The organism is Aeromonas sp. 602200 (genome assembly GCF_049173895.1).
In the GTDB taxonomy this organism is placed as follows: Bacteria; Pseudomonadota; Gammaproteobacteria; order Enterobacterales; family Aeromonadaceae; genus Aeromonas; species Aeromonas veronii_A.
Genome location: NZ_JAAKSL010000002.1, coordinates 214,022 through 238,021 on the forward strand (window position 1 = coordinate 214,022; position 24,000 = coordinate 238,021).

Here is a 24,000-nt window from a genome sequence, read left to right on the forward strand (position 1 = left end):
TTATTCCTCGGATCCCGCTTTCACAGAGTTGTCATCCATTGCCATCTTCATATGGCCGGCATGATCCATGTGTTCGTCTTGCGCCATGTCGCCATGGTTCATCTGTGAGTGATCCATCCCCTGATGCTGGCCGTGCTTCATGTCACCCATGAACTTGTTGATCAGAGTGACAAACAGTTTCGGGTCGGCACTGGAGAAGTACTCCACCGGATGGAACTCGCTCGGTTTGGCCAGCGCATTGAACTGATCCATGGTGATCAGCTGTTTTGGCGACGCCTTCACCTTGGCAACCCAGGCATCAAAACCGGCCTGATCCGGAGTAGCGATGGCATTGAACTTCATGCCCGAGAAACCGGCACCGCTATAGCTGCTGGAGATGCCGTCATATTGGCCCGGCTCGTTGGCGATGAGGTGCAGCTTGGTCTGCATGCCCGCCATCGCATATATCTGGCCGCCCAGACGCGGAATGAAGAAGGAGTTCATCACGGTATCGGAGGTGACCCGGAAATTGACCGGCGTATTGACCGGGAAAGCCAATTCATTAACCGATGCAATACCCAGTTCTGGATAGACAAACAGCCACTTCCAGTCGAGGGAAATAACATCGACCTGAATCGGTTTCACCGTGGAATCCAGCGGTTTGTAAGGATCCAGTTCGTGAGATGTTTTCCAGGTAATAGTGGCAAGAATAACGATAATAATGACGGGAACGGTCCAGACAACCGCTTCAATCTTGTTGGAGTGAGACCAGTCAGGGGTATATTTGGCGTCGGTATTCGAAGCTCTGTATTTACGAGAAAATACCACGGCCATAATAATTACAGGGATCACCACGATTAACATCAGGCCAAGGGCCGTCAGTATGAGTGATTTCTGTTCCAGACCAATCTGCCCTTTGGGGCTCATCAGAGCCATGTCACAGCCAGTCAGCATGCCGGCGGCCGCGAGCAACAGCAAAGCACCCAAACCCCTCTTTAATGCAAAAGGTTTCATGCAGCGTCCTTTATCTTCGCAAGGCTAAAGTTGTAAAAAAAACGCATCATTCTGAACAAAACCTGACTATGTGAACAACATGAAAAATTAATCTCGATGTTGTGCCCAGGTTGGCGTTTGCATGTAACAGTTGTTAACCCGTGACCAATAAGCGGCTGCATAAAACAAGCTGATCATTAATTCATCTCACCCTGCTTTTATTTCCATCAGCTTGGCACCAGAGCTAGAGAACCAACCGCAATTAACCTTGTACTATTCATGGTCAAATAACGGGTTTTGAACTATCCGCATAAAATACAAACACTATTTCCGCACGGTTTTTGTGCCCTCTGGAAATATGAAAAACGAAAAAGAACTCAATCAAAACCATAATTAATCAAACTGAATTCAAATTAATTCCATGAATTCGGCAAGGTTTTGTCTCATAAATATGCAAAGCGGAGACATCTACCCCTGTTTTGGCCATTACAAGCTTCATCATTTTGTTTAATAACTTATTATCAAAGCCATGGACTCTACCGGGATATGACGGTAGGTTGCGTCCCCTTGCTGCTTGCCAGCTACCATTTCAGCTCTGTGCTTTTTTTCAACGCTTCAAACAACAGGGATTGCCATGAGCATCACACGCAGAGATTTTCTCAATGGCGTCGCCATCACCATCGCAGCAGGCATCGCCCCCATCAACCTGCTCAAGGCTGCCGAAGGCGGCAGCGCGCTGGCTGACAAGACGCTGGTCTACCCGCCTGCCCTCACCGGCCTGCGCGGCAACCACCCGGGTTCTTTCGAACCGGCCCACAGCATCGCCCGCGATGGCAAACAGTATGACTTTGCCAATGTTCCCCTTGAGGGGGAGTACGATCTGGTGATCGTCGGCGCCGGCATCAGCGGTCTGGCCGCAGCCTGCTTCTATCAGCAACTGCTCGGCGCGGATAAAAAGATCCTGCTGCTCGACAACCACGATGACTTCGGCGGCCACGCCAAGCGCAACGAATTCACCACTTCCGATGGCCTGCGGCTGGGCTACGGCGGCAGTGAATCTCTGCAATCGCCGCGCTCGGTCTACAGCCCGGTGGCGCTCGGTCTGCTCAAAGCGCTGGAGGTCAACATCGACGAGCTGGCCGCCGGCTTCCAGCAGACCTTCTATCCGGATCTGGGGCTCAGCCGCGGCGTCTATTTCGACGAGAAGCACTTTGGCGTCAACAAGATAGTGAACGGTGATCCGGGCCATAACGTAGCGGATGACATCCCGCGCGATCGCCTGAATGGCCGTCCGCTGGCGGAGTTTATCGGTGACTTCCCGCTCGATGATGCCGACAAGGCCGCCCTGCTGGCCCTGCATGAGGAGAAGACCGACTACCTGAGCGGCATGACCCGCGAGCAGCAGGATGAGTGGATCACCCGCAACAGCTACACCACCTTCCTGCGCGACAAGGTGGGCCTGAGCGAACGAGCCATCACCTACTTCCAGCAACGTACCAACGATTTTCAGGCTGTCGGCATCGATGCCACCGCCTGCGCCGACGCCCGCCTCTGTGCCCTGCCCGGCTTTGGCGGCCTCAACCTGACGCCGCTCGATGCCGAGGAGCAGGCTGAGCTCGACGATCCCTACATCTTCCACTTCCCGGATGGCAACGCCGGCCTCACCCGCCTGATGGTGCGCAAGCTCATCCCGCAGGTGGCGCCGGGTCACACCATGCAGGATGTGGTACTGGCCAAGTTTGACTACAGCAAGCTCGATCTGCCGGAGCACAAGGTGCAGCTGCGCCTTGGCAGCACGGCGTTGCAGGCCAAAAACGTGCGCCTCGCCGACGGCAAGCTGGCGGTGGATGTCACCTACATCAAGGAGGGGAAACTGCACCGGGTGCGGGCCAAGCAGTCGATCATGGCTGGCTACAACATGATGATCCCCTACATGGTGCCCGAGATGCCGGAGCCCCAGAAGGAGGCGCTGCGCCAAAACGTCAAAGCGCCGCTGGTCTACACCAAAGTGGTGATCAAAAACTGGCAAGCCTTCGTCAAGCTCGGGGTGCACGAGGTCTACTCCCCGGCAGCCCCTTACAGCCGGGTCAAGCTCGACTATCCGGTCAGCATGGGTGGCTATGAGCATCCCAAGAGCCCGGATCAGCCGATGTGCCTGCACATGGTCTATGTACCGACCCTGCCGGGCAGCGGCCTGTCGGCCCGCGAACAGTCCCGCAAGGGGCGCGCCATGATCCTCGGCATGCCGTTCGAGCAGCATGAACAGATGATCCGCGAACAGTTGCAGGGGATGCTCGGCAGCGCCGGTTTCAACCATGAGCAGGATATCCTTGCCATCACGGTCAACCGCTGGTCCCACGGCTACTCCTATGTCACCAACACCCTGTTTGATGACGAAGCGCAGTGCGAAAAATGGATTGAACTGGGTCGCCAGCCGATCGGCAACATCACCATCGCCAACTCGGATGCAGGCTGGAGCCCCTACGCCCACGCCGCCATCGACGAAGCGTGGCGCGCCGTCAACGAGCTGGTTGCCATGAGCAAGGGAGGTGCCCAATGAGCCGCGCCCTGTCACTGACCGCCAGCGCCCTGCTGCTGGCTCTGCCCGCCCTTGCCGCCAACGCAGCCCCCGCCATGTCGGCGGGGGAATACGTGGCCAAGCTCGGCGATTGCGCCGCCTGCCACACCAGCGAAACCAGCAAGCCGCTGGCGGGCGGCAAAGGGTTCCCGACCCCCATCGGTACCGTATTTGCCACCAACATCACCCCCGACAAGACCCACGGTATCGGCAACTACAGCCTGCCGGAGTTCATCAAGGTGATGCGCGAAGGGGTGGCCCGCGATGGCCATCGCCTCTATCCGGCCATGCCCTACACCGCCTATGCCAAGATGAGCGATAAGGATCTCGAAGATCTCTATCACTATCTGATGAAGGAGGTGCAGCCGCTGGCCATCGCCAACAGGGAGAGCGACATCCCCTGGCCCCTCAACATGCGCTGGCCGCTGATGGGCTGGAACTGGGTCTATCACGATGACAGCCGCTTCACCCCGGTGGCGGGCAAGAGCGAAGAGTGGAACCGCGGCGCCTATCTGGTGCAGGGTGCCGGTCACTGCGGCAGCTGCCACACCCCACGCGGGCTTGGCATGCAGGAGAAAGCGCTGACCGAGGCGGATCCCGTATACCTGAGCGGGGCGGCGCTGGATGGCTGGTATGCCCCCGACATTCGCGGCAGCCGTTACAGCAAGCAGGCGCTGATCGACCTGCTGAAAACCGGCCGCAGCCAGCATGAAGCGGTCGCGGGCCCCATGGGGGAAGTGATCACTCACAGCAGCCAGTATTTCAGCGACGCCGATCTGGCCAGCATCGCCACCTATCTGACCGATCTGAAAGATGAACCGGTGGCGGAGAAAGGGGCCCGCGCCTACGCCAGTGCCAGCGGCAAGGCGGACTACGCCATGTACTGCTCCACCTGTCACGGGGTCAACGGCCAGGGCAATGACCACGTCATCCCCTCGCTGGTCAACAACCGCACCGTGCTGGCGAGCGATCCGTCGAGCCTGATCAACGTGCTGCTGCACGGCGCCGAGACCCCGGTCACCCACGGCCATCTGGGTTACCACATGCCGGGCTATGGCTGGACCATGGATGACGAGCGGCTCGCCGAGCTGGTCAACACCCTGCGCGCCTCCTGGGGCAATGAAGGCACCGCCGTCAAGGCGGCAGCGGTCAAGGCCCAGCGCGAGCTGCACGGCAAGGAGTAAGGGCTGTCAGCTCTCTCTTGGCCAAGTGCCATAAAAAACGGGCCTCCACTGGAGGCCCGTTTGCTATCGATTAACCAGGTTCCGGTGCTTATCCCTTTCGGGATTTTGGCCCCGGCAGTGGCGCCGTTGGCTGGCGGTAATCGCCATAGGGGAAGATATTGCGAAACCGCTGGGCCACCGGCTCGGGGATAGATCGGGAGAAGATCAGCTTGACGCCATCGCCATCACGCTGCCCCACAATGCGACCGCGCACCGTGTCGTGGCGCAGGATCTGCTTGGCATGCTCAATAAAGGCGGGTGACACCTTGCCCTGCTTGACCACTACCTTGCCGGGTGCAAGACGGATCTCGAACAGGGCACCACGCCCCAGCTTCATCAACCACCAGATCAGCGCAATCGCCACTATCAAGGAAATCCAGGCCATCTTCATCCCTCCCAAGCTCTTGATATAAGGCAGTATAAGCGGCCGTGCGCTCCGATTGTTTGGCGCCGATCACAGCCCCCGCGTCAGCGCAATAGCGCCCCTTTGCTCAGCAATCCTTGCCCCAGCCCACCAGCGTCTCGCGATAGAGCGCCAGCAAGGCTTCATCGCGCACCGCCACCCCGACCTGCTGCGGACGATAGGCTGCCCAGTCATCGTGGGAGTGGCGCTTGCCATCGAACTTTTGCAGGGTGTGGCCGATGGCCGGGCCGCTGGTGATCACCCGCACCGGCCCTTCCCGCAGGGTAAAGAGGGTCGGATCAATCACATAGGCGATAGCGGACGGATCGTGAACGTGGCAACCGGAGAGCCCCAACTTCTCGGAGTAGAAGCGCAGGTAGAAGCGGCTGACATCCCACAGGAAGCGGCCCGGCTCCCCCGCCTTGTCTCTGAGTTCATCCAGATAGGCGCTGCTGAAGAAGCTCTGCTGGGTCACGTCCAGCCCGATGATCACCACAGGCCAGTCGGCGGTAAAGACCCGGTCGGCGGCATCGGGATCGTCGTGGATATTGGCCTCGGCATAGGGGGTGACGTTGCCACGATGGCCGTTGACGCCAAAGGCGCCGCCCATCACTACTACCTGTTTCACCAGCGAGACAATCTCGGGGGCCTGTTGTAGCGCCAGCGCCAGATTGGTCAGTGGGCCGATAGTGACGAGAGTGATCTCCCCCGGCGCGGCTTTGACCGCCTCGACAATATATTGCCAGGCGGGGCGGGGATCCGGAGCGATAGTCACCTCCCCCGCCTCCATGTCGCCAAAGCCGCTCGGGCCGTGGACTATGGTGGTGGGGCCGACCGGCTCTCGCAGCAGCGGGGCGGCAGCGCCTTTGGCCACATCCGCCTTCATGCCGTACTTCTGCTTGAGCCAGAGGGCGTTGCGGGTGCCATTGTCGATGGTGGCGTTACCAAAAACAGTGGTGATGGCGAGCAGCTCGATGGCGGGGTGGGCCTCGGCAAACAGGATGGCCATGGCATCGTCGATACCCGGGTCGGTATCCAGAATGATTTTATGGGTCATGAGAAATTCCTACGGTGACAAACCCTGCGGCAAAAGGGAGAGTCTACCTGGCTGACGCCCCCATATCCCGGCATGGGATCACAGACCGAGCCTTTGCTCCCGGAAGCGGTGGCGCTGCTGGCGACAATTAGCATAAAAAAACGCGGCCCTGTTGCCAGCGCCGCGCCCTTTATCGTTGTTCGTTATCTGCTATCTGGCAGTGATCTGCCTGACTACGACCCTCAGTGCTTGCGATGCCAGCGCGGTGAGGTCGCCTTCTCCCCCCAGGGGGTGACGCAGGGGAGCAGAGCCCCTTCAATAACCATCTCGCTACCTGCCAGCGCCTCGGCGATCTTCTGGTGCAGCACCCGCAGTACCTTGCCCTCGTGCTCGGCCAGAGAGTGGCCCGCAGCAAAGAATTCCGGCTGATATTGCAGTGCCAGCTTCTGGGCGAATTCGTAGGTGTTGAAGCAATCCGGCATCCGCTCAACCACATCTTCAAGCCGGGCCAACAAGCTGTTCAGTTCCCTGGTCATAGTGCTCTCTCCGTGTAGGTTAATAGCCAAAAACTACCCCTTATTAGATAAGCCACCAACGAGCAAACCACAAAAGTGTGGGGAGACACACAGTTCTCTCTTGCGTCCGGCTCGTGGTGAACGGCAGACAGCTTGCCAGCTTTACATTCCGGTAACAAACAGCTAGATTTAGACCGACTAATCAGTCGGTCATTTTTCATGCGGAGAACAACATGGGTGCGGCGCAGCTTCAACACACTCCTGAGGATATCCTCGCCATCAAATTGTCCCTGCCGGATCAGTTGGCACGGCTCAAGCGGGCGAGTCTGGCTCACCCCATGCCTACCCTGGCCGAGCGCCGGGCGCAGCTGACCAAACTCAAGCAGGCGTTGCTCGCCCACAAGGGACAGCTGTGCAAGGCGCTGGCGGCAGATTATGGTCAGCGCAGCCACTACGACAGCCTGATCGCCGATGTGCTGCCCTGCATCATGCAGATCAACTACACCCAGAAGCGGCTCAAGCGCTGGATGCAGCCCCACCGCCGTCACACCGGCCTGCTGCTGGCCCCCGCCAAAGTAGAGGTGCACTTCCAGCCGCTCGGGGTGGTCGGCATTATCGTGCCGTGGAACTTTCCGGTGATGCTGAGCCTTGGCCCCCTCATCACCGCCATCGCGGCGGGCAACCGGGCGATGCTGAAACTCTCCGAGTTCACCCCTCATACCAACGCCGTGCTGCGCACAATGCTCACCAGCGTGTTTGACGAAAACGAGATCGCCATCATCGAAGGGGATGCCCAGATGGCGGCGGCGTTCAGCTCGCTGCCGTTCGATCACCTGCTGTTTACCGGCTCCACCATGGTGGGCAAGCTGGTGATGGCCGCCGCCGCGCCCCAGCTCACCCCCCTCACCCTTGAGCTGGGTGGCAAGAGCCCCTGTCTCATCGCCCCCGACATGCCGGTCGCCACCGCGGTCGAGCGGATGATCTTCGGCAAGAGCCTCAACGCCGGGCAGATCTGCGTCGCCCCCGACTATGTGCTGCTGCCCCGCAGCGAGGTGGATAACTTTATCGCCGCGTATCGCCGCCACTTCAGCAAGCTCTACCCTCAGGGGCTCAATAGTGCTGACTACGGCGCCATCATCAACGACCGCCAGTATCAACGTCTCGTCAGCTGGCTCGATGAAGCCGAGCAGGCGGGTGCCCAGCTCCACCCCTGTGGCAGTCCGGCCCGCGATGATCAGCGTCGCCTGCTGGTGCCCCACCTGCTGACCGGGGTGCCGGGTCAGTGTCAGGTGATGCAGCAGGAGATCTTCGGGCCGCTACTGCCGCTTATCCCCTACGACACCCTGGAGGAGGCGCTCACCTATGTGGCTGAGCGGCCCCGCCCGCTGGCCCTCTATCTGATGAGCTTCGACCCCGAGTTGCAGGCACGGGTGACCCGGGAGACCCACTCCGGCGGCATGGCCATCAACGAGAGTCTGTTTCAGGTGGCGGCCGACGATGTGCCGTTTGGCGGCATCGGCGCCTCCGGCATGGGCCACTACCACGGCCACGAGGGGTTCCTTACCTTCTCCAAGGCGAAAACCGTGCTGACCCGCGGCAAGTTCACCACCGGCTCCCTGATCCATCCGCCCTACCACAGTTGGATCCAGAAGCTGATGATGGCCTTCTTCCTGCGCTGATGGAGATGACCATGAACCAGGCTATCCCGCAGCCACAAAACATGACCGACAAGCGCCGCCAGATCCTGGATGCCGCCCTCGCCCTCTGCGCCGAAGATGGCTTGCAGGGGGCCGCCACCGCCCGTATCGCCAAGGCGGCCGGGGTGGCCAACGGCACTCTGTTCCACCACTTTCCGAGCAAGGAGGCGCTGATCCTCGCCCTCTATCAGGATGTGAAAACCCGGATGGGGAGCGCCATCCATGAAGCAGATCCGACCCTGCCGCTGTACGACCAGACCCGCCACTACTGGCAGCTGGCGATGGGGTGGATGCTCGCGCATCCCAATGAGCTCAAATTCGTGCTGGGCTTCTTTCACTCTCCGCTGCTGGCCAGACCGGCCCGCAGCCAGATCCTGAACGATGCCCTGCGCTTTCTGCCTGCTCTGCTGGCAAAGGGGCAGGCCAGCGGCGAGCTGATGCAGGCTCCCGCGCCACTGTTGCTGGAGGTGTGTCAGGGCCAGTTCCTCGCCTGCGCATCACTGTTTGTCGATCAACCGGAGCTGGGAGAGGACGACTACTGGCAAGCCAGTGCGTTCGCTCTCTTCTGGTCAGCCATCTCAGGAGCCAATCCTCATGCAAACACGGATGTTTGAACCTGCGGCAGCCCTTGGCCGCCGCCTCTGGATCACCACTCTGCTCTGGGTGGTGGGTCGCACCCTCTGCCGCGCCGCCCGCACCGACGAGGCAGTGCGCCGTGAATTGGCGCCGTTGCCGGACGGGTTGGCTATTCGCCTCGAAGTAGGCGGCATCGGCTACGCCATGAACATGCACAAGCAGGGTGGGCGCTGGTATCCCGGTGCGCCAGCCGCCCCTCATGCCACCATCCATCCGCTGCGGGTACGCTTCAAGCACCCCAATATCGCCTTTCGCGCCCTGAGTTTTCGGCTCGGGGTCAATCAGGCATTTGGCGAAAACCGGCTGCTGGTGGAGGGAGACCTGACCGTCGCCATGCATCTGGTGCGGGGGCTTGAGCAGTTGCAGTCCCTGATCCTGCCCGCTTTTATCGCGCGGCCGCTGCTGCGCCACTATCCCGCCCCGACCAACAAGATCGGCCGGGCCTGTAACATCTATCTGGGTCTGGTGACCGGCTAACGCGCAAGGAGCCTTGAAATGAGCCGCTATTACGATTTCTTCTGCCCGGTCAAACTGCTGGCCGGTGAACAGGCGCTGGAGCAACTGGCCAGCGAGCTGGCCAGCCTCGGGGCCCGTCGCCCGCTGCTGCTGACCGACAAGGGGGTCAATGCCACCGGCCTTGCCACCCTGCTGGCCAATGTGCTGGCCGAAGGGGAGCTGCCGGTCGCCGCCATCTGGGACGAGATCCCGGCCGACTCCTCCACCGCCGTGGTGGAGCGGATCGCCAAACGCTACCGCGAGCTCGACTGCGACAGTCTGGTGGCACTGGGGGGCGGCTCGGTCATCGACACCGCCAAGGCAGTCAACATTCTCACTTCCATGGGGGGGGATCATCTGCTCGACTACTCGGGCGCCGGTTGCCTGACCCGTCCCCTCAAGCCGCTGGCGGTGGTGCCCACTACGGCGGGCACAGGATCAGAAGTGACGCTGGTGGCGGTGATCAAGGATGAGGCGAGCGGGCGCAAGGTGCCCTTCACCTCCCCCTTCCTGCTGCCCCAGCTGGCGGTGCTCGACCCGCGCCTGACCCAGGGGCTGCCCCTCAATATCACCGCCGCTACCGCCATGGACGCCATGACCCACGCCATCGAGGCCTTTATCGGTACCGCCAAGAACCCGGTGAGCGATGCGCTGGCACTGATGGCAGTGGAGAAGATCGCCAGCGCCCTGCCGCAAATCATCCACGACCCGCAAAACAAACAGCTGCGGCTGCAACTGGCGGAAGGCTCCACGCTGGCTGGCATGGCTTTTTCCAACTCCATGGTGGGGCTGGTGCACGCCCTCGGCCACAGTCTGGGAGCCCGCTGCCATCTGCCCCACGGGCTGTGCATGAACCTCTTTTTGCCGACCGTGCTCGACTACAACCGCCCCGAGGTGGATAGCGAGTTGGCCCGGCTGCTGTTGCCGCTGGTGGGGGCAGAGCGCTTTGCTGCCACCCCGGCCCATCAGCGGGCGGAGGCGACCATCACAGCTATTCGCACCCTGCGCGACACCTTGTGGCAAGCGGTCAAGCTGCCGCGCTCCATGAGCGAGGCAGGGGTAAGCGATCGCTCGCTACTGACCGAGATCCGCGATCTGGCGATCAACGACGGTGCCCTGCTGTTCAATCGCAAGGACGCCGACCGTGAGCAGTTACTCACCCTGCTGGAGCGAGCATGGGCCTAACCCGCAACCTCACAAATAAACTGGAATGGCGCATCAGGATGGTGCGCCAACAATGAAAAGAGTTGATCAAAATCCTCTTGGTTCTTTTTGCTGGCGCGATTGTGGCTATACCAAATAGCCCCCGTATCTCCCATCCACAATGAGATTCTCTTGGCCAACAACAGCCGAATTTTTCTATTTTTACCTGCCGTTTCAAACTGAGCCTTGAGTTCAGGGTTAGATGCATCAGAAATCGCAATCTGCCGCTGATCCGGGCTGTTCTGACTTTGAGCCAACACCTTCCGGGTAACTTTCAACATTACCGTGTCCATTTTTACCTCTTCCGAACTTGCTGATTATTGCCACATCGATTCGTGCCAAGATAAAAGCCAGAGAGCAAGAGCTGGCTCAATAATCCTGATAACAATCGATACATCATCCACTATCTGTTCTATACCTTGGCTAACAGTTATGTTGTGCCGAGAGACCCAACTTTATGCCAGAGGTGCCCACCATGAGCGACATCATCCATCAGGCCAACCAGCAGCAGTTCATCTGTATGGTGGAGGGGAAAGAGTCGAGACTGCGCTACCGGCGGCTCGATGCCAAGACCATCGACGCCTACAGCACCTTCGTGCCCCCCGAGCTGCGGGTACAGGGGATTGCCGATCAGCTGGCGCGCGCCTTCTTCAACTGGACTCAGGCGGAGGGGCTCACTATAGTGCCGAGCTGCCGCTACATTGATGTCTGGTTACGCCGCAATGCCAACAACTGAACCTCTGAACTCCGCCCTCGAACAGCAATTCCAAGCCAAAACAGAAGCCCTGCTGCGGGCCGATCCGCAGCGGATGGCCTGCCTGCAAGTCGCGGCCGAGCTCAATCTGCCCGACTGGGCGCTGGGGGCCGGTTTTATCCGCAACCTCATCTGGGATCACCTTCACCACAAGGCGGTGCCCACCCCGCTCAACGATATCGACCTTATCTATCTCGATAAAACCGATCTGCAAGGGCTGGCCGAAGCGGAGCACGAAGCTTGGCTCGCCAAACGCCTACCCGGCCAGCAGTGGGAAGTGCGCAATCAGGCTCGCATGCACACGCGGCAGCTGGTGGCGCCGTTTGCCAGCAGCCTTGAGGCGCTGAGCCACTGGGTCGAGGTGCCCACCTGCATCGGCGTACGCCTCACCCGAGATGGCGAGTTCGAGTGGCTTGCCCCCTACGGCTTTGCCATCAACTGGTCGCTGCAAGTGAGTGCAAACCCCAAATGTCGCCAGGACAAACAGATTTTTACCCAGCGCATCAAGGAGAAACGCTGGCAGGCTATCTGGCCTGACCTTCAGGTAAACTGGCCATAACCTGATTGCAATCTTTCGATAACCTTGGGCACACTAGGGGAAAAGCTGGTTGTAACTCAATGGGTTAAATAATGCGCGACTTCTTCTCTCTCGAACGCTGGCTACCGGGCCTCGCCGCCCTGCTGCATTACCAGCGCGCCTGGTTGATGCCAGATCTTCGCGCCGGACTCTCGGTGGCGGCAGTGGCGCTGCCCGTCGCCATCGCCTATGCCGAGCTTGCCGGGGTGGGTGCCATCGTCGGTCTCTACTCCTGCATCCTGCCCATGCTGGTCTACGCCCTGTTTGGCACCTCCCGCCAGCTGATTGTCGGCCCCGATGCCGCCACCTGTGCGGTCATTGCCGCTGTGGTGACGCCGCTGGCCGCAGGCGACCCCACCCGTCACTGGCAACTGGTGATGACCATGACCGCCATGACCGGCTTCTGGTGCCTGATTGCCAGCCGCTTCAAGCTGGGAGTGCTGGCGGACTTTCTCTCCCGCCCGATCCTGATGGGGCTGCTCAATGGTGTGGCCATCACCATCATGGTGGGCCAGCTCTCCAAGATCTTCGGCTTCACTTTCAGCGAACGTTACCTCATCGAGCGGATCGCCAGCGGGGCCACCTATATCACCCAGACCCATCTGCCGACCCTGGCCATGAGTCTGGTAGCCCTGCTCACCCTGCTGCTGGCCAAGCGCTACAAACCGGCATGGCCCTCCTCCATGGTGGCCATGGTAGTGACCGCTGCGCTGGTGTGGGGCTTTAATCTCGGCCAGTTTGATATCGCCACCCTGGGGACGGTGGGCTCCGGCCTGCCTGCGTTCCAGATGCCGGAATTTCCCCCCGGTCTGATGCGGGAGCTGGTACTGCCCGCCCTTAACCTGGCCATGGTGAGCTTCGTCTCCATGATGCTGACCGCTCGCAGCTTTGCAGCCAAAAACGGTTACGAAATCGACGCGGACAAGGAGTTTCGGGCCCTCGGTATGGCTAACCTCGCCTCCGCGGTCTCACAGGGTTTTGCCATCAGCGGCGCGGATTCACGCACCGCGGTCAACGACGCCAACGGCGGCAAGAGCCAGCTGGTCTCTATCATCGCCGCGGCGGTGATCGCCCTCATCACCTTCTATCTGACGGCGCCGCTCAAATACATTCCCACCGCCGCCCTCGGGGTGGTGCTGGTAATGGCCTCTCTGTCGCTCACCGATTTTCGCGGTCTCTGGGCCCTGCGTAACTCCGATCGATCCGCCTTCTGGCTGGCGCTGGTCACCTTTATCAGCGTGCTCACCATGGGGGTGATCCCGGGGATCACCCTTGCCGTGTTGCTGGGGCTGTTCCAGTTCCTGCGCAATGTGATGCGCCCCACCGACCAGCTGCTCGGCATGGATGACGAGGGGGTGGTGCGTACCCTGGGGGACAACGAACAGGCCAAGGCGATCCCGGGTATTCTGGTCTATCGCTTCAACTCGCCGCTCACCTACTTCAACGCCCCCTACTTCAAGCGGCGGGTGCTGGCCCTGCTGGTGCAGGATCCCCGAGCCCCCAAGTGTCTGGTGATCGATGCGGTCGCCTGCTTCACCCATCAGGACATCAGCGTGATGAGCATGGTGGGGGAGCTGCACAAGGAGCTGAAACGGCGCGGCATCCATATGGTAATGGCGGGTCGCCACGGCCAGATGACCCACTGGCTAAAGCAGGCGGGCGTGCGGGTGGGCGATGAGGGGATCATCCTCTGCCCCGACATGTATCAGGCGCTGCGCCTGACCCGCTGCTATCGCGAGCCGGTGTTCAAGGATGATGCGGTGGTGGAGAGCACCACAGATGCCATCCGCTCAAATTGGCCACAGGATGATGCCCTGCCCGACTCGGCTCGCCTCACCTTGCCAAGCGAACAGGAGGCGGGCGCCACGCCTGCCTGATCCCTTGGCCTGCTCCCCTGGCCGGTGCAATCCTGCACAAGGATTGCACCGGCCTTGGCCTTGGTGTTAAATGCGCCCCCAGAGGACACTCCCCCGTGCCCTCCCAGCTGTTGGACATGCCATGCAATCTCAATCCCATGCAGGCCCGGGCACGCTCTTTGCGCTGACCTGGCCGCTCTTTATCGATCTCGCCCTGCACTTTCTGACCGGTGCCCTCAACACCTTCATGGTGGGTCACGTCTCCTATCAGGGAGTGGCGGCGCTGGCGGTCGGCAATCAGGTGTTCGATCTCGCCATCACATTGTTCAGCTTCGTCAGCATCGGTACCAGCGTGGTGATCACCCAGTATCTGGGGGCCGGCGATCGGGAGAAGAGTCGGGTGGTGATCCACACCGCCATCGGCTTCAATCTGCTGATCGGTCTGGTAGCGGCCATCGGCGTGATGGCGGGGGCCAGCACCATGCTGGCGCTGATGAACCTGCCCGCCAACCTGATGAGCGACGGGACGCTTTACTTGCAGATCATCGGTCTCTGCCTGTTACCGGAAGCGGCAGCCCTCTGTCTGGCGGCCACCCTGCGCGCTCACGGCCACACCCGTCAGGCGATGTATGTGACCCTGATCGTCAACCTCATCACCTTCGTCGGCAACCTGCTGCTGCTCTACGGCTGGTTCGGCCTGCCCCAGCTTGGCGTCGCCGGTGTCGCCATCAGCACGGTCGCGGGCCGCCTGATCGGCGTGGTGCTGCTGGTTTGGCTGGTCGCCCGCAAGACCGGCATTCGACTGGTGGTGCGCGATATCGTCCACCCCAGCCGGGAGATGCTGGGCAAGGTGCTCCATATCGGCCTGCCGGCGGCAGGAGAGAACCTCTCCTGGATGCTGCAGTTTATGGTGGTGACAGCCTTTGTCGGACTGCTGGGTGACAAGGCGCTGGCGACCCAATCCTACTTCTTTCAGATCTGCCTGTTTATCCTGCTGTTTGGCCTCTCCATCGGCCTTGGCAACGAGATCATCATCGGCCATCTGGCGGGAGCAAGACAGTTCGAACGCGCCTATCAGCAGCTGCTCAAGAGCCTCAAGCTGGGGCTGGCGGTCACCTGCGTCATCGCCGTGGCGGCGGCCCTCAATGGCCGTACCATCATCAGTCTCTTTACCGATGATGCCGACATCATCACCCAGGTGGCGCAACTGTTTCTTATCAGCCTTATCCTCGAACCCGGCCGCACCTTCAATCTGGTGGTGATCAACGCCCTGCGGGCCACCGGGGATGCCCGTTTCCCCCTCTACATGGCGTTGCTCTCCATGTGGGGAATTGCCGTGCCACTCTCCTATTTCCTCGGTATCATGCAGGGTTATGGACTGGTCGGTATCTGGCTGGCGCTGGCCTGCGACGAGTGGGTGCGCGGTCTGGCTATGTTCTGGCGCTGGCGCAGTCGTCGCTGGCAAAACAAAATTCTTGTTGAAACAAAAGCGGAATCACAATGAAGAAGATAGGACTCTTGCTGGCTGCCATCCTGCTCAGCCCCCTGGCCATGGCACAAACTGCCCCTGCCGCTCCCAAGGCTCAAGCCACCCAGACCTGGTATGTGGCCCCCATCGCCATCGATGAAACCAGCGACGCCCAGAAGGCGCTGACCAAGGATTTCATGGCCCAGATGATCAAGACCATCAAGATCAACGAGTACCAGACCGGCAAGGCGGTGGGCAACACCAAGAAGCCCAAGTGGCTGATCCGCACCAAGCTGATCCCGGCCAGCAACGAACCACTGGTCGGCAAGAAGCACCCGCAGGGTCTCACCTACGGCAAGGGCAACCCGACCCAGGAGATTGTTGGCGAGCTGCTGATGAATGGCACCCTGGTGGCTCACATCGGCCAGGGCTGGCGCGAGCCCATTGTCCCGGGCACGCCGGTGGCAGACAAGCTCTCCATCGCCAACTATCGATACGCCATCGGGGATCAGGCCAAGTCGGCGGATCTGGAGGAGCTGGCCGCCCAGATTGGCTTTGAAGCGGGCAAGGTGATCCACCGCGACGGCAAGCCGCTGCCCGAGAAGAAAAAGAAAAAAGAGTAAATGCCATACCGGTTATATGAAGGGGCGCTATGCCCCTTTTTTGCTGCCGTTTACCGGCTCGCGACCATCATCCCGCCGTCACAACTGTGATCAGGATTCCAGTTTATCCCTCTCCCTCTGACTAATGAATGTCTGATCTGCTTTTGATTCAAGAAGTTAAAAAACATACTCTTTATGCAGCAAACCATTGTTGCCGAATTGGATCCGGATCACATTTATCTGGGGGGGGAAGGGGTAGTTTGGTCTCTAAGGCACAATCAAACGAAACCAAGGAGGCTCCATTACATGTTCCCAGAGTACAGAGAACTTATCTCGAAACTGAAGAGCAGTGATGTCCATTTCCAGAAGAAGTTTGACTTGCACAACGACCTGGATGCGGAGATTAGAAAGCTGGAAAAACATCACGCCAGCGACTATAGCGCCGAGGTGAGGGATCTGAAAAAACAGAAACTCAAACTGAAAGAGGAGATATACGACATCCTCAAGCAACATCCACAATAGATGCCTCGAAGATAATCCGGATAAGCAATTTATCCCTCAGCCCGGCCCAAGCGCCGGGCTTTTTGTCTCTTAACTCAATTAGTTGATCCACCACACTACCGACAGGAGCAGTTGTTTGTTACATTTTTCATTTCTGATCCAAGGTACAGATGTGATGGTAACATGACCATAGATCGCGTTTTTTATCATCTTTTGCTGCTTTGCATCTTCTCTGGCATTCAGCCACTGCGGGCCCAGGAGCCAGTACTGGAGCTGTGGCACTCACAGCAGGCCGGGTATGTGATCGACGACGTGATCACCCGCTTCAATCAGGAAGGCAATCACAAGGTTCACGTCACCCAGATCGAGCCGGGCAAGATCAAGGCAGATATCCTGCTGGCGGCTCAGGCAAGGGGGCTGCCCGACCTGATGCTGATCCCCTCCGATTTTATCGGCCTCTATCGCCAGATGACCCTCGCCCCCATCCCGGCCGAGTGGTTTTCCCCCGCGCTGATGGCCAGCGCCCTGCGTTATGTCACCCTCGACCGGCAGCGCTGGGGCATGCCCATGATGCAGGGCAACCATCTGATGCTGTTTTACAACAAGACACTGGTCTCAACCCCAATCACCCGCTGGCAAGAGCTGAACGCCATTACTCCCCCCTTGCTTGCACAAGGGGTCTCCCCCGTCAGCTGGCCCTATCACGACATGTACTACTTTGCGGCGTTTCTGCTTACCTTTGGTGGCTCGCCGGTGACCGAAGGGCGCATCACTCTCGACACCCCGGCCATGGTTCAGGCCCTGGAAGCATACCGTACTGTCGCCAGAGAGCAGTGGGGCGATCCCGACTGCGACTATGATACCGCCCTGGCCCGTTTCAACGAGGGCAGGAGTGCCTATCTGGTCAATGGGGACTGGGCTTTCAATGACCTGCTGAAAAACATGGGTGAACGGCTTGGGGTGGCCCTGCTGCCTCACTGGGAAGAGCGCCCGATGCACTCCATGAGCGGAGCCTACGTTCTCAGTGTTTCTCGTTGGGCAATGGCAGATGAAGAGCGGCAGGCCGTCATCAAAGCCCTGATGGCCTTCATCCAGCGGGACGATAATCAGCAATTGATCTATCGGCAGGGAGCGCTGTTGCCAATCAATCAGCGGGCTTTTGCCGCCATCAACCAACACCCCGCCCCGCACGAAAAGGTGCTGCTGGAACAGTTTACCCTCAGTACTCCCATGCCTTCCGACAGTGCCATGTCCATTGCCTGGCAGGCGATGGACAAGGGGTTCGAGCGTTTCAAGGAGGGAAGCAGTGCTGCTGATGCGGCCCGTTACATGCAGCAACTGGCTGATCAGCAATACCGGCAGGTCAAGTCAAAATGAGCCACCGTACCTTTCGTCTCGGCCCGACGCTCATCGTCATCCTGTTCACCGTTGCCCTGCTGCCTGCGCTGCTGGTGAGCGGCATATTGCTGGCTCGTCAGCACCAGATCATTGCCCAGAGCGAACAATCCCAGCTGGAACGGGCCCTCACCAGCATGACCCGTGAGGCACGCTTTCGCAGCGAGCTGATCGGCACCCAACTTCAGCAACTCAGCAACGACCGGGTGCTCAATCAGGCACTCGAGAATTTTCTCTTCTCCAGTCATGCCCGGCTGGTGCTGGCTACCTTCATCAAGTCCAACAGTTTACTGACCTCGGCCTACCTGATCGATGATCAGGGTCGGGTAGTGGAGTACATCAACGGCCGGGCCTCCCACCTTGAATCGAGCAACCTGATGCCACAGCTGATGGCCTGGAGCAAGACCCGCGAGGCGAAACAGGGCAAGCATCTGCTGCTGCCCGTCGATGATCCCGTGCTAGTCGACGACATGGAGCAAAACCGCAGCGGCGGGCTGGCGCTGGTGGCCCCCATCTATCGCAACCACCAGCGCGCTGGGGTGATGCAGACCCCTTCCGGCTTCGTGATGGCTATCCTCCCCTGGCGACAGATGGCCCAGCTGCTGGAACCCTATCTCAAGGGGAGCGAGTATCTGGTCATTTCACAAGGAGATACCCCTCTCTACGAGGGCTCACATGACAACACCAGAGACATGGATGACCGGGTCCCCAGCCAGATGGCGCAGCTCTTGACCATCGGTTGGCCACAACTTGCAGAGATGATTACCCCCACCATCACCCTCTACAGCTACAGCGATGACAGGGTTAGCGAGCTGAACAAATCCCAGCAGCTGCTCACCATCAGCATCGCCGTCATGTTGCTGCTGGTGGCCATCGGCTGTGTCTGGCTTACCCGCTGGCTCACCCGACCGCTGCGCTCGCTGGCCGCGCTGGTGCGCAGCTATGGCAAGGGCAACTACCAGCAACGGCAGGCACCGCTGCGCTTTGTGGAGTACGACGAGGTACGCCAACTGCTGCAGGAGATGGCCTACACCATCTCGGCCCAGGTGCGGGCACTCTATCAACAGAACGAACAACTGCAGCAGGCCAACAGCGAGAAAGAGGCCTTCAACCAGCGGCTGCTCGGCTTCAATGACGAGCTGGAGCAAGAGGTGGCATCCCAAACGACCGCCCTGCGTTCGGCCCTGAGCCGGGAGGAGCGCAGCCGCCATGTGCTGCAATCCTGGCTGCAGTTCGGTCTGCACCAGCAGCTGGATGTGGATATCGCCGAGCTGGCTAGCTCCGCCCTGTTGCAGCTCTCCCAGCTCTATCCCGGTCACCGCTGGGGGCTGGTGATCCGCCGCGATGGCCAGCCCCACTACTCCCTGACCCAGGGGGTCGATGCTCCCTTGCGGGATGCCCTGCAGGAGACGCTGACCCAACTGATGGATGAGGAGGTCAAACACTCCGAATGCCAGTGGGATAACGCACTCTGGAAGATCATGACCCTGCCCGGCAGCCAGAGTGGCGTGCTGTTTGGCTATCTGATGGTGAGCGCCGAAGGGCTGGAGTCGGAGGACAGGGCTATCTTGCGGCTGTTTGCCAAGCAACTGGCAGTGGGCATCGAGGGGCGACTCTTTACCGATGAACTGGCACGGGTCGCCCGCACCGACAACCTCACCGGCCTGCCCAACCGCCAGGCGTTCGAAGAGATGTTCCATCACTATCAGGCTGTGCTGGCGCGCCATCCGGAGCGTCACCTCGCCCTCTTCATGCTCGACCTCAACGGCCTCAAGCGCACCAACGACCAGTATGGGCACGAGGCGGGCGACGCCCTGCTGATCCAGATGGCACGACTACTGCGCACGCTGTGCCGACAGAATGAGAGCATATTCAGAATGGGAGGAGACGAATTCGTGCTGCTGGCAGAGGCGGATCACCTCGCCTGCCAGCAGCTGGCAGGCAGGTTGGAAGCAAGCCAGCAGCACGCCATCGTGCAACATGGGGAGCATAGCTTCCCGCTGCGTTTTGCCATCGGCTGGAGCAGCAGCGACCAGACCCCGCTGGCGGAGCTGAGCCGGGTGGCGGATGACGCCATGTATGCCGACAAGGCGCGCTTCTATCAGGGGCAGCGCTAAAAACAGAGACCTCCGGCGTTGGCGAGCCTTTCGCCAACCCTCTGATTAGCTCGCAAAAATGGCGCGCAAAACTGGACGCGGTGCGGGGCATGACTAAGATAGGGGGCTCTTGATATCGCGATTTGCTAGGGAGTAGGAAATGGAGTTAGTACTTGGCCCACTGGAGGCCCGTGTCATCGGGTGTCTGATTGAAAAAGAGATCTGCACCCCGGATCAATATCCCCTCTCCCTCAATGCGCTGGTCAACGCCTGCAACCAGAAGAGCAACCGCGAGCCGGTACTGGAGCTCTCCGAGCTCGATATCCGCGCCGTGGTGGACGAGCTGATCCGCCGACGCCTGGTAGTCAACACTGCCGGTTTCAATGCCCGGGTCCCCCGCTACCAGCACAGATTCTGCAACACCGAGTTTGGTGAACTGAAATTCGATGCCCAGGAGCTCGGCATCATCTGCGAGCTGCTGCTGCGCGGCCCGCAAACACCGGGGGAGCTGCGCTCGCGCACCAACCGCCTCTGCAGTTTCGATGATGTCACCGAGGTGGATGCAGTGCTGACCCAACTCATCGAGCGTGGCCCCTACGTGGTCAAGCTGCCGCGCGAGCCGGGCAAGCGCGAATCCCGCTACGCCCACCTGTTCAGCGGTGAGGTGGATATTCAGGCGATGATGAATGCCGCTCCTGCGGCTGCCTATGCCTCCCCTACCGCCGACCGCCTGAGCGAGCTGGAGCAGGAGGTGAGCGAGCTCAAGAGTCGTCTCACCGCCATGGAAGCGCGGCTGGCCGCACTGGATGGTCAGGGCTGATCGCCTTTACCATCGCCAATCTCTATCAGGGAGCCGGGGTTGATGTCCCCGGCTCCCTGTGTTTTTTATCGTGAGGAAGTGCCCGTGATCACCCTGATTAAAGAGTCTGACCACCAGAAGATGCCCTGGAAAAACCAGCAGGGCACAACCAGCCAGATCCTCATCTCCCCCAAGGGGAGCAGCCTTGCCAAACTCGACTTTGACTATCGACTGAGCTCGGCACCCATCAAGAGCGCGGGCCCCTTCTCCCCCTTTCCCGGCTATCAGCGCATTTTGCTGCCGGTAAGCGGGGCTGGCTTTGTGCTCAACGGCCACCCCTACGCCACCTTCGAGGCGGCGCATTTTAGCGGCGACGAGGAAACCCACTGCGAGTTGCTGAAAAAAGAGGTGACCGATCTGGGGCTTATCTACCATCCGGCTCGCATCAGCGCCAACGTGCGGGTGCTGAACCTCCCCTTCCCGCTGACCCTGACCCTCGAGCCAGGGAAGACCTACCTCTGTCACCTGCTGAGCGGCCAGCTGACCGTGCAGGGCAAAGAGGTGGCCATCAACGAGACGCTGGTGGTGACCGGTGAAGAGAGCATTCACTTCGAATGCCAGAAGAAGACCACCATCGCCTTCTTTACCCTGCAGGCCAAATAACGCGAAAGTCGGCTGTGCGCAGTCATGCCACGCCACAACAAGCGACAGATATGAAAAAGCCGGGAAATCCCGGCTTTTTCTATTGAGGCAACCGGCTCGATGCCGCTCAGCACCTTAGTTGACCTTGAAGGAGCCCTTCATCATGGCGAAGTGGCCGGGGAAGGAGCAGAAGAAGGTGAGATCCTTGCCCGCCAGACCGTCGGTCTTGAAGGTGACGCTGCTGCTCTCGCCACCGCCGATCAGCTTGGTATGCGCCAGCACGCGGGGATCATCCTTGGGCAGATAGCCGTTCTCGGCCCCGGCGCTCATCCCCGCCGTCGCCACAGTCTGATAGTCTGCGGTGCTGGACAGCACCCAGTTATGGCCCATGGCGGTCACAGGCAGCTTGCCGGTATGGTTCAGAGTGACCGTCACCTCTTTGCAGGTGGCCGGAACGCTCATCTCTTTGAGGTTGTACTGCATGGCATCATTGCCTTCGATGACCAGTGCACACTCATCCGCCAGAACCGGGGCAGCCAGAGTACTCAGAAACAGCAGGGTAATCGCCTTTTTCATCATCTTCTCCTTTGATTGGCAATGGATGGCAACGACTTGGCGGATGCGGTGAACGCTTCGCAAAGATGCCGTCTAAATCGACCTTCATTTTACTCAATTGTTTTCAATCGGCGATGGGTTTTGGCCAAAGCTGCGGGCTAGGTCACCAGACGGTGCTCTACTCGCCACTATCTCCCTCACGGATGGACGATACGACCCGCTCCAGCCACAGGTTCAAAAATGTTTAATTTTTTCTGCCCTTTTCCCTCCGATTGCCCCCATCAGGGCTCGCCCGGCGGGCGCCCCTTGGCTAAGCTAGCGCCCCGATATGAACCTTCTCCAGATGAGAGCGCCGGATGATTGCGATAACCCCCGTGGCGGCCCTGCGCGGCCTGCTGCTGACCCTGCTGCTGGCGCTGGCCGGCTGCCAGCCCACCCCGCCTGCCCAGACCCGTATTCAGGGCAAGACCATGGGTACCTACTATGTGGTGACCCTGAGCGATAGCTACCCCGGTGGGGAGCCCGCCCTCAAAAGCGACGTAGAGAGCCTGCTGGCCCGGATGAACAAGGAGATCTCCACCTACGATCCGGGCTCGCTCATCTCCCGTTTCAATCAGGGGCCCGCCAATACCCCGTTTGCCATCCCGCCCGCCATGGCCATCATAGTCCAGCAGGGGATTGATGCCGGTAAGCTGACCAACGGCAAGCTGGATGTGACCGTGGGGCCTCTGGTCAATCTGTGGGGCTTTGGCCCGGACAAACGGCCAGTCAAGCGGCCCGATGAGGCAGCCATCGCCGCCGCCCGCCACAAGGTGGGCATCGACAAGCTGACCCTGACCCCGCAAGGGGATCACTTCCTGCTCGAAAAAACGATCCCGGATCTCTATCTCGACCTCTCCACTCTCGGCGAAGGGGCGGCATCGGATGAAATCGCCACCCTGCTCGAGGGCAAGGGGGTACACAACTACCTGATCGAAGTGGCCGGTGCGGTGCGCAGCAAGGGCAACAACAGCAAGGGCTCGCCATGGAAAGTGGCCATCGTCGAACCCTCCGATCAGCCGGGGGCGTTTTCCGATATCGTCATCCCCAACGGTATGGCGCTCAGCACCGCAGGCAGCTATCGCAACTACTACGAGCTGGATGGCCAGCGTTACTCCCATATCATCGATCCTGCCACCGGCCAGCCGGTCACCCACAAGCTAGTCTCCGCCAGCGTGATCACCCCGACCGCGCTTGAGGCTGACGCCCTCGATACCGCGCTGATGGTGATGGGGCCCGAAGCGGGTATGGCATTTGCCAAACAGCACAAGCTGGCGGTCTATCTCATCATCAAGACCGAACAGGGGTTCAAGGCCAAGTACACGCCCCAATTCGCCCACTATCTGGCGAAGCAACCGACAGAAAAGCACTGATAAACAGAAGGCCCCGATAACGGGGCCTTCTCATTACGGTTGATGATGAACTTGTCACGGGCTATTCGATGGTCACCCGGTGAGGGGCTGGCGTTTCCACCTGCTTGGGCAGTTGCAACGTGAGGATACCGTTCTCGAACCTGGCGCTGACCTTGTCCAGCGCCACCTCGACCGGCAACTCCAGAGTGCGTGAAACACTGCCAAAATAGCGTTCACTGCGCAGTGTTCGCTCATCCTTGTTCTGGCTGTCAAACTGGCGGATCTCCGCTTTCAGCGTCACCTGTTTACCATGGATATCCACATGGATGTCCTCTTTGGCAACCCCCGGCAACTCGGCTTGCAGCACATAGTTGCCATCACTCTCCTTCAAATCCAGCCTGATCTGGCTCGGCAAGGGGTCCCCGTGCAAGGGGCGAATATAGAAGCCGGACGCCATATCGCGAAACAGGTCATCGAACAGACTGGTACGGCTTGGTAGCAAACTCATCTCTGATCCCTCCGTGATTCATGGACTGACAGAGGCAGGCCCTGATACCTGCCTGATGGGGCCTATATGTGACCGAGGCTTGTCTTTGCCCCCTCTAT

The 24,000-nt window shown here is 59.9% G+C and carries 24 protein-coding genes; 17 read left to right on the forward strand and 7 right to left on the reverse strand.

Annotation, left to right across the window (positions count from 1 at the left end; genetic code table 11):
- Positions 1 to 993 carry a cytochrome o ubiquinol oxidase subunit II gene (gene cyoA / locus G5221_RS04045; RefSeq protein ID WP_421262869.1) on the reverse strand — a complete coding sequence of 331 codons (993 nt, stop codon included), beginning with the start codon at positions 991 to 993 and terminating at the stop codon, positions 1 to 3.
- A gap of 613 nt (positions 994 to 1,606) precedes the next feature.
- Between cyoA and G5221_RS04050 the strand changes: the two genes are divergently transcribed.
- Together G5221_RS04050 and G5221_RS04055 are read left to right on the forward strand one after the other, a co-directional pair.
- Positions 1,607 to 3,532 (forward strand): NAD(P)-binding protein, encoded by a 1,926-nt coding sequence (locus G5221_RS04050; protein WP_421262870.1) that lies wholly within the window; start codon positions 1,607 to 1,609, stop codon positions 3,530 to 3,532.
- Positions 3,529 to 4,734, forward strand: coding sequence for a c-type cytochrome (locus tag G5221_RS04055; protein WP_421262871.1), 1,206 nt, complete (start codon positions 3,529 to 3,531; stop codon positions 4,732 to 4,734). Before G5221_RS04050 ends, G5221_RS04055 begins: the two co-directional genes overlap by 4 nt.
- 88 nt (positions 4,735 to 4,822) lie before the next feature.
- Here G5221_RS04055 and G5221_RS04060 read toward each other — a convergent pair whose 3' ends face one another.
- The 3 genes from G5221_RS04060 to G5221_RS04070 form a co-directional block, all read right to left on the reverse strand.
- Positions 4,823 to 5,158, reverse strand: coding sequence for a DUF3634 family protein (locus tag G5221_RS04060; protein WP_005353195.1), 336 nt, complete (start codon positions 5,156 to 5,158; stop codon positions 4,823 to 4,825).
- Positions 5,159 to 5,264: 106 nt separating this feature from the next.
- Entirely contained in the window at positions 5,265 to 6,233 is a 969-nt protein-coding gene (locus G5221_RS04065; protein WP_005337734.1) for a nucleoside hydrolase, read from the reverse strand.
- 221 nt (positions 6,234 to 6,454) lie between these two features.
- Positions 6,455 to 6,748: a hypothetical protein gene (locus G5221_RS04070; RefSeq protein WP_005353197.1), complete on the reverse strand. Its 294-nt coding sequence runs from the start codon at positions 6,746 to 6,748 to the stop codon at positions 6,455 to 6,457.
- Positions 6,749 to 6,960: 212 nt separating this feature from the next.
- Here G5221_RS04070 and G5221_RS04075 point away from each other — a divergent pair, with 212 nt between their 5' ends.
- From G5221_RS04075 to G5221_RS04090, 4 genes are read left to right on the forward strand one after another with little or no spacing between them, the layout of a single operon-like run.
- On the forward strand, positions 6,961 to 8,406 hold the full coding sequence (locus tag G5221_RS04075; protein ID WP_421262872.1) for a coniferyl aldehyde dehydrogenase: 1,446 nt from the start codon (positions 6,961 to 6,963) through the stop codon (positions 8,404 to 8,406).
- An 11-nt stretch (positions 8,407 to 8,417) separates the two neighbouring features.
- On the forward strand, positions 8,418 to 9,038 hold the full coding sequence (locus G5221_RS04080) for a TetR/AcrR family transcriptional regulator (RefSeq protein ID WP_043821368.1): 621 nt from the start codon (positions 8,418 to 8,420) through the stop codon (positions 9,036 to 9,038).
- On the forward strand, positions 9,019 to 9,537 hold the full coding sequence (locus tag G5221_RS04085) for a hypothetical protein (RefSeq protein WP_040094758.1): 519 nt from the start codon (positions 9,019 to 9,021) through the stop codon (positions 9,535 to 9,537). The genes G5221_RS04080 and G5221_RS04085 overlap by 20 nt, the downstream gene beginning before the upstream one ends.
- An 18-nt stretch (positions 9,538 to 9,555) precedes the next feature.
- Positions 9,556 to 10,740, forward strand: a complete 1,185-nt coding sequence (locus G5221_RS04090; protein ID WP_421262873.1) for an iron-containing alcohol dehydrogenase — start codon at positions 9,556 to 9,558, stop codon at positions 10,738 to 10,740.
- On the opposite strand, the gene G5221_RS04095 is transcribed toward G5221_RS04090, so the two are convergent.
- On the reverse strand, positions 10,737 to 11,039 hold the full coding sequence (locus G5221_RS04095; RefSeq protein ID WP_139407190.1) for a hypothetical protein: 303 nt from the start codon (positions 11,037 to 11,039) through the stop codon (positions 10,737 to 10,739). The two genes, G5221_RS04090 and G5221_RS04095, sit on opposite strands and share 4 nt — an antisense overlap.
- A gap of 194 nt (positions 11,040 to 11,233) precedes the next feature.
- Between G5221_RS04095 and G5221_RS04100 the strand changes: the two genes are divergently transcribed.
- From G5221_RS04100 to G5221_RS04145, 10 genes are all read left to right on the forward strand, one after another.
- Positions 11,234 to 11,494 carry a GNAT family N-acetyltransferase gene (locus tag G5221_RS04100; protein WP_005337747.1) on the forward strand — a complete coding sequence of 87 codons (261 nt, stop codon included), beginning with the start codon at positions 11,234 to 11,236 and terminating at the stop codon, positions 11,492 to 11,494.
- Positions 11,481 to 12,071 (forward strand): nucleotidyltransferase family protein, encoded by a 591-nt coding sequence (locus G5221_RS04105; RefSeq protein WP_421262874.1) that lies wholly within the window; start codon positions 11,481 to 11,483, stop codon positions 12,069 to 12,071. Before G5221_RS04100 ends, G5221_RS04105 begins: the two co-directional genes overlap by 14 nt.
- A 71-nt stretch (positions 12,072 to 12,142) precedes the next feature.
- Positions 12,143 to 13,966, forward strand: coding sequence for a SulP family inorganic anion transporter (locus G5221_RS04110; RefSeq protein WP_005361668.1), 1,824 nt, complete (start codon positions 12,143 to 12,145; stop codon positions 13,964 to 13,966).
- Between the two features lie 121 nt (positions 13,967 to 14,087).
- Entirely contained in the window at positions 14,088 to 15,449 is a 1,362-nt protein-coding gene (locus tag G5221_RS04115; protein WP_115521104.1) for an MATE family efflux transporter, read from the forward strand.
- Positions 15,446 to 16,036 carry a hypothetical protein gene (locus G5221_RS04120; RefSeq protein WP_204382038.1) on the forward strand — a complete coding sequence of 197 codons (591 nt, stop codon included), beginning with the start codon at positions 15,446 to 15,448 and terminating at the stop codon, positions 16,034 to 16,036. Before G5221_RS04115 ends, G5221_RS04120 begins: the two co-directional genes overlap by 4 nt.
- 285 nt (positions 16,037 to 16,321) lie before the next feature.
- Positions 16,322 to 16,537, forward strand: a complete 216-nt coding sequence (locus G5221_RS04125; protein WP_005337763.1) for a YdcH family protein — start codon at positions 16,322 to 16,324, stop codon at positions 16,535 to 16,537.
- Between the two features lie 162 nt (positions 16,538 to 16,699).
- The gene (locus tag G5221_RS04130; RefSeq protein ID WP_421262875.1) at positions 16,700 to 17,893 is read left to right on the forward strand and encodes a sugar ABC transporter substrate-binding protein; all 1,194 of its coding nucleotides are present in this window, start codon (positions 16,700 to 16,702) and stop codon (positions 17,891 to 17,893) included.
- Positions 17,890 to 20,028, forward strand: coding sequence for a diguanylate cyclase domain-containing protein (locus G5221_RS04135; protein WP_421262876.1), 2,139 nt, complete (start codon positions 17,890 to 17,892; stop codon positions 20,026 to 20,028). Before G5221_RS04130 ends, G5221_RS04135 begins: the two co-directional genes overlap by 4 nt.
- 139 nt (positions 20,029 to 20,167) lie before the next feature.
- A complete protein-coding gene (locus G5221_RS04140) occupies positions 20,168 to 20,827 on the forward strand; it encodes a YceH family protein (protein WP_421262877.1) in 660 nt (219 codons plus the stop codon).
- 84 nt (positions 20,828 to 20,911) lie between these two features.
- Positions 20,912 to 21,469, forward strand: a complete 558-nt coding sequence (locus G5221_RS04145) for a HutD family protein (RefSeq protein WP_227342338.1) — start codon at positions 20,912 to 20,914, stop codon at positions 21,467 to 21,469.
- A gap of 114 nt (positions 21,470 to 21,583) precedes the next feature.
- On the opposite strand, the gene azu is transcribed toward G5221_RS04145, so the two are convergent.
- Positions 21,584 to 22,024, reverse strand: coding sequence for an azurin (gene azu, locus G5221_RS04150; protein WP_227343020.1), 441 nt, complete (start codon positions 22,022 to 22,024; stop codon positions 21,584 to 21,586).
- A 335-nt stretch (positions 22,025 to 22,359) separates the two neighbouring features.
- Here azu and G5221_RS04155 point away from each other — a divergent pair, with 335 nt between their 5' ends.
- Complete coding sequence (locus tag G5221_RS04155; protein ID WP_227342336.1) at positions 22,360 to 23,415, forward strand: FAD:protein FMN transferase; 1,056 nt, start codon at positions 22,360 to 22,362, stop codon at positions 23,413 to 23,415.
- A gap of 61 nt (positions 23,416 to 23,476) precedes the next feature.
- On the opposite strand, the gene G5221_RS04160 is transcribed toward G5221_RS04155, so the two are convergent.
- Complete coding sequence (locus G5221_RS04160; RefSeq protein WP_103250619.1) at positions 23,477 to 23,902, reverse strand: Hsp20/alpha crystallin family protein; 426 nt, start codon at positions 23,900 to 23,902, stop codon at positions 23,477 to 23,479.
- Positions 23,903 to 24,000: the final 98 nt, after the last annotated feature.

Coding starts and splice junctions, on each gene's coding strand:
- G5221_RS04115 (WP_115521104.1), top strand. CDS start 14,088: ATGCAATCTCAATCCCATGCAGGCCCGGGCACGCTCTTTGCGCTGACC.
- G5221_RS04120 (WP_204382038.1), top strand. CDS start 15,446: ATGAAGAAGATAGGACTCTTGCTGGCTGCCATCCTGCTCAGCCCCCTG.
- G5221_RS04125 (WP_005337763.1), top strand. CDS start 16,322: ATGTTCCCAGAGTACAGAGAACTTATCTCGAAACTGAAGAGCAGTGAT.
- azu (WP_227343020.1), bottom strand. CDS start 22,024: ATGAAAAAGGCGATTACCCTGCTGTTTCTGAGTACTCTGGCTGCCCCG.
- G5221_RS04155 (WP_227342336.1), top strand. CDS start 22,360: ATGATTGCGATAACCCCCGTGGCGGCCCTGCGCGGCCTGCTGCTGACC.
- G5221_RS04080 (WP_043821368.1), top strand. CDS start 8,418: ATGAACCAGGCTATCCCGCAGCCACAAAACATGACCGACAAGCGCCGC.
- G5221_RS04095 (WP_139407190.1), bottom strand. CDS start 11,039: ATGTTGAAAGTTACCCGGAAGGTGTTGGCTCAAAGTCAGAACAGCCCG.
- G5221_RS04070 (WP_005353197.1), bottom strand. CDS start 6,748: ATGACCAGGGAACTGAACAGCTTGTTGGCCCGGCTTGAAGATGTGGTT.
- G5221_RS04075 (WP_421262872.1), top strand. CDS start 6,961: ATGGGTGCGGCGCAGCTTCAACACACTCCTGAGGATATCCTCGCCATC.
- G5221_RS04130 (WP_421262875.1), top strand. CDS start 16,700: ATGACCATAGATCGCGTTTTTTATCATCTTTTGCTGCTTTGCATCTTC.
- G5221_RS04060 (WP_005353195.1), bottom strand. CDS start 5,158: ATGGCCTGGATTTCCTTGATAGTGGCGATTGCGCTGATCTGGTGGTTG.
- G5221_RS04110 (WP_005361668.1), top strand. CDS start 12,143: ATGCGCGACTTCTTCTCTCTCGAACGCTGGCTACCGGGCCTCGCCGCC.
- G5221_RS04085 (WP_040094758.1), top strand. CDS start 9,019: ATGCAAACACGGATGTTTGAACCTGCGGCAGCCCTTGGCCGCCGCCTC.
- G5221_RS04135 (WP_421262876.1), top strand. CDS start 17,890: ATGAGCCACCGTACCTTTCGTCTCGGCCCGACGCTCATCGTCATCCTG.
- cyoA (WP_421262869.1), bottom strand. CDS start 993: ATGAAACCTTTTGCATTAAAGAGGGGTTTGGGTGCTTTGCTGTTGCTC.
- G5221_RS04105 (WP_421262874.1), top strand. CDS start 11,481: ATGCCAACAACTGAACCTCTGAACTCCGCCCTCGAACAGCAATTCCAA.
- G5221_RS04090 (WP_421262873.1), top strand. CDS start 9,556: ATGAGCCGCTATTACGATTTCTTCTGCCCGGTCAAACTGCTGGCCGGT.
- G5221_RS04055 (WP_421262871.1), top strand. CDS start 3,529: ATGAGCCGCGCCCTGTCACTGACCGCCAGCGCCCTGCTGCTGGCTCTG.
- G5221_RS04100 (WP_005337747.1), top strand. CDS start 11,234: ATGAGCGACATCATCCATCAGGCCAACCAGCAGCAGTTCATCTGTATG.
- G5221_RS04065 (WP_005337734.1), bottom strand. CDS start 6,233: ATGACCCATAAAATCATTCTGGATACCGACCCGGGTATCGACGATGCC.
- G5221_RS04050 (WP_421262870.1), top strand. CDS start 1,607: ATGAGCATCACACGCAGAGATTTTCTCAATGGCGTCGCCATCACCATC.
- G5221_RS04160 (WP_103250619.1), bottom strand. CDS start 23,902: ATGAGTTTGCTACCAAGCCGTACCAGTCTGTTCGATGACCTGTTTCGC.
- G5221_RS04140 (WP_421262877.1), top strand. CDS start 20,168: ATGGAGTTAGTACTTGGCCCACTGGAGGCCCGTGTCATCGGGTGTCTG.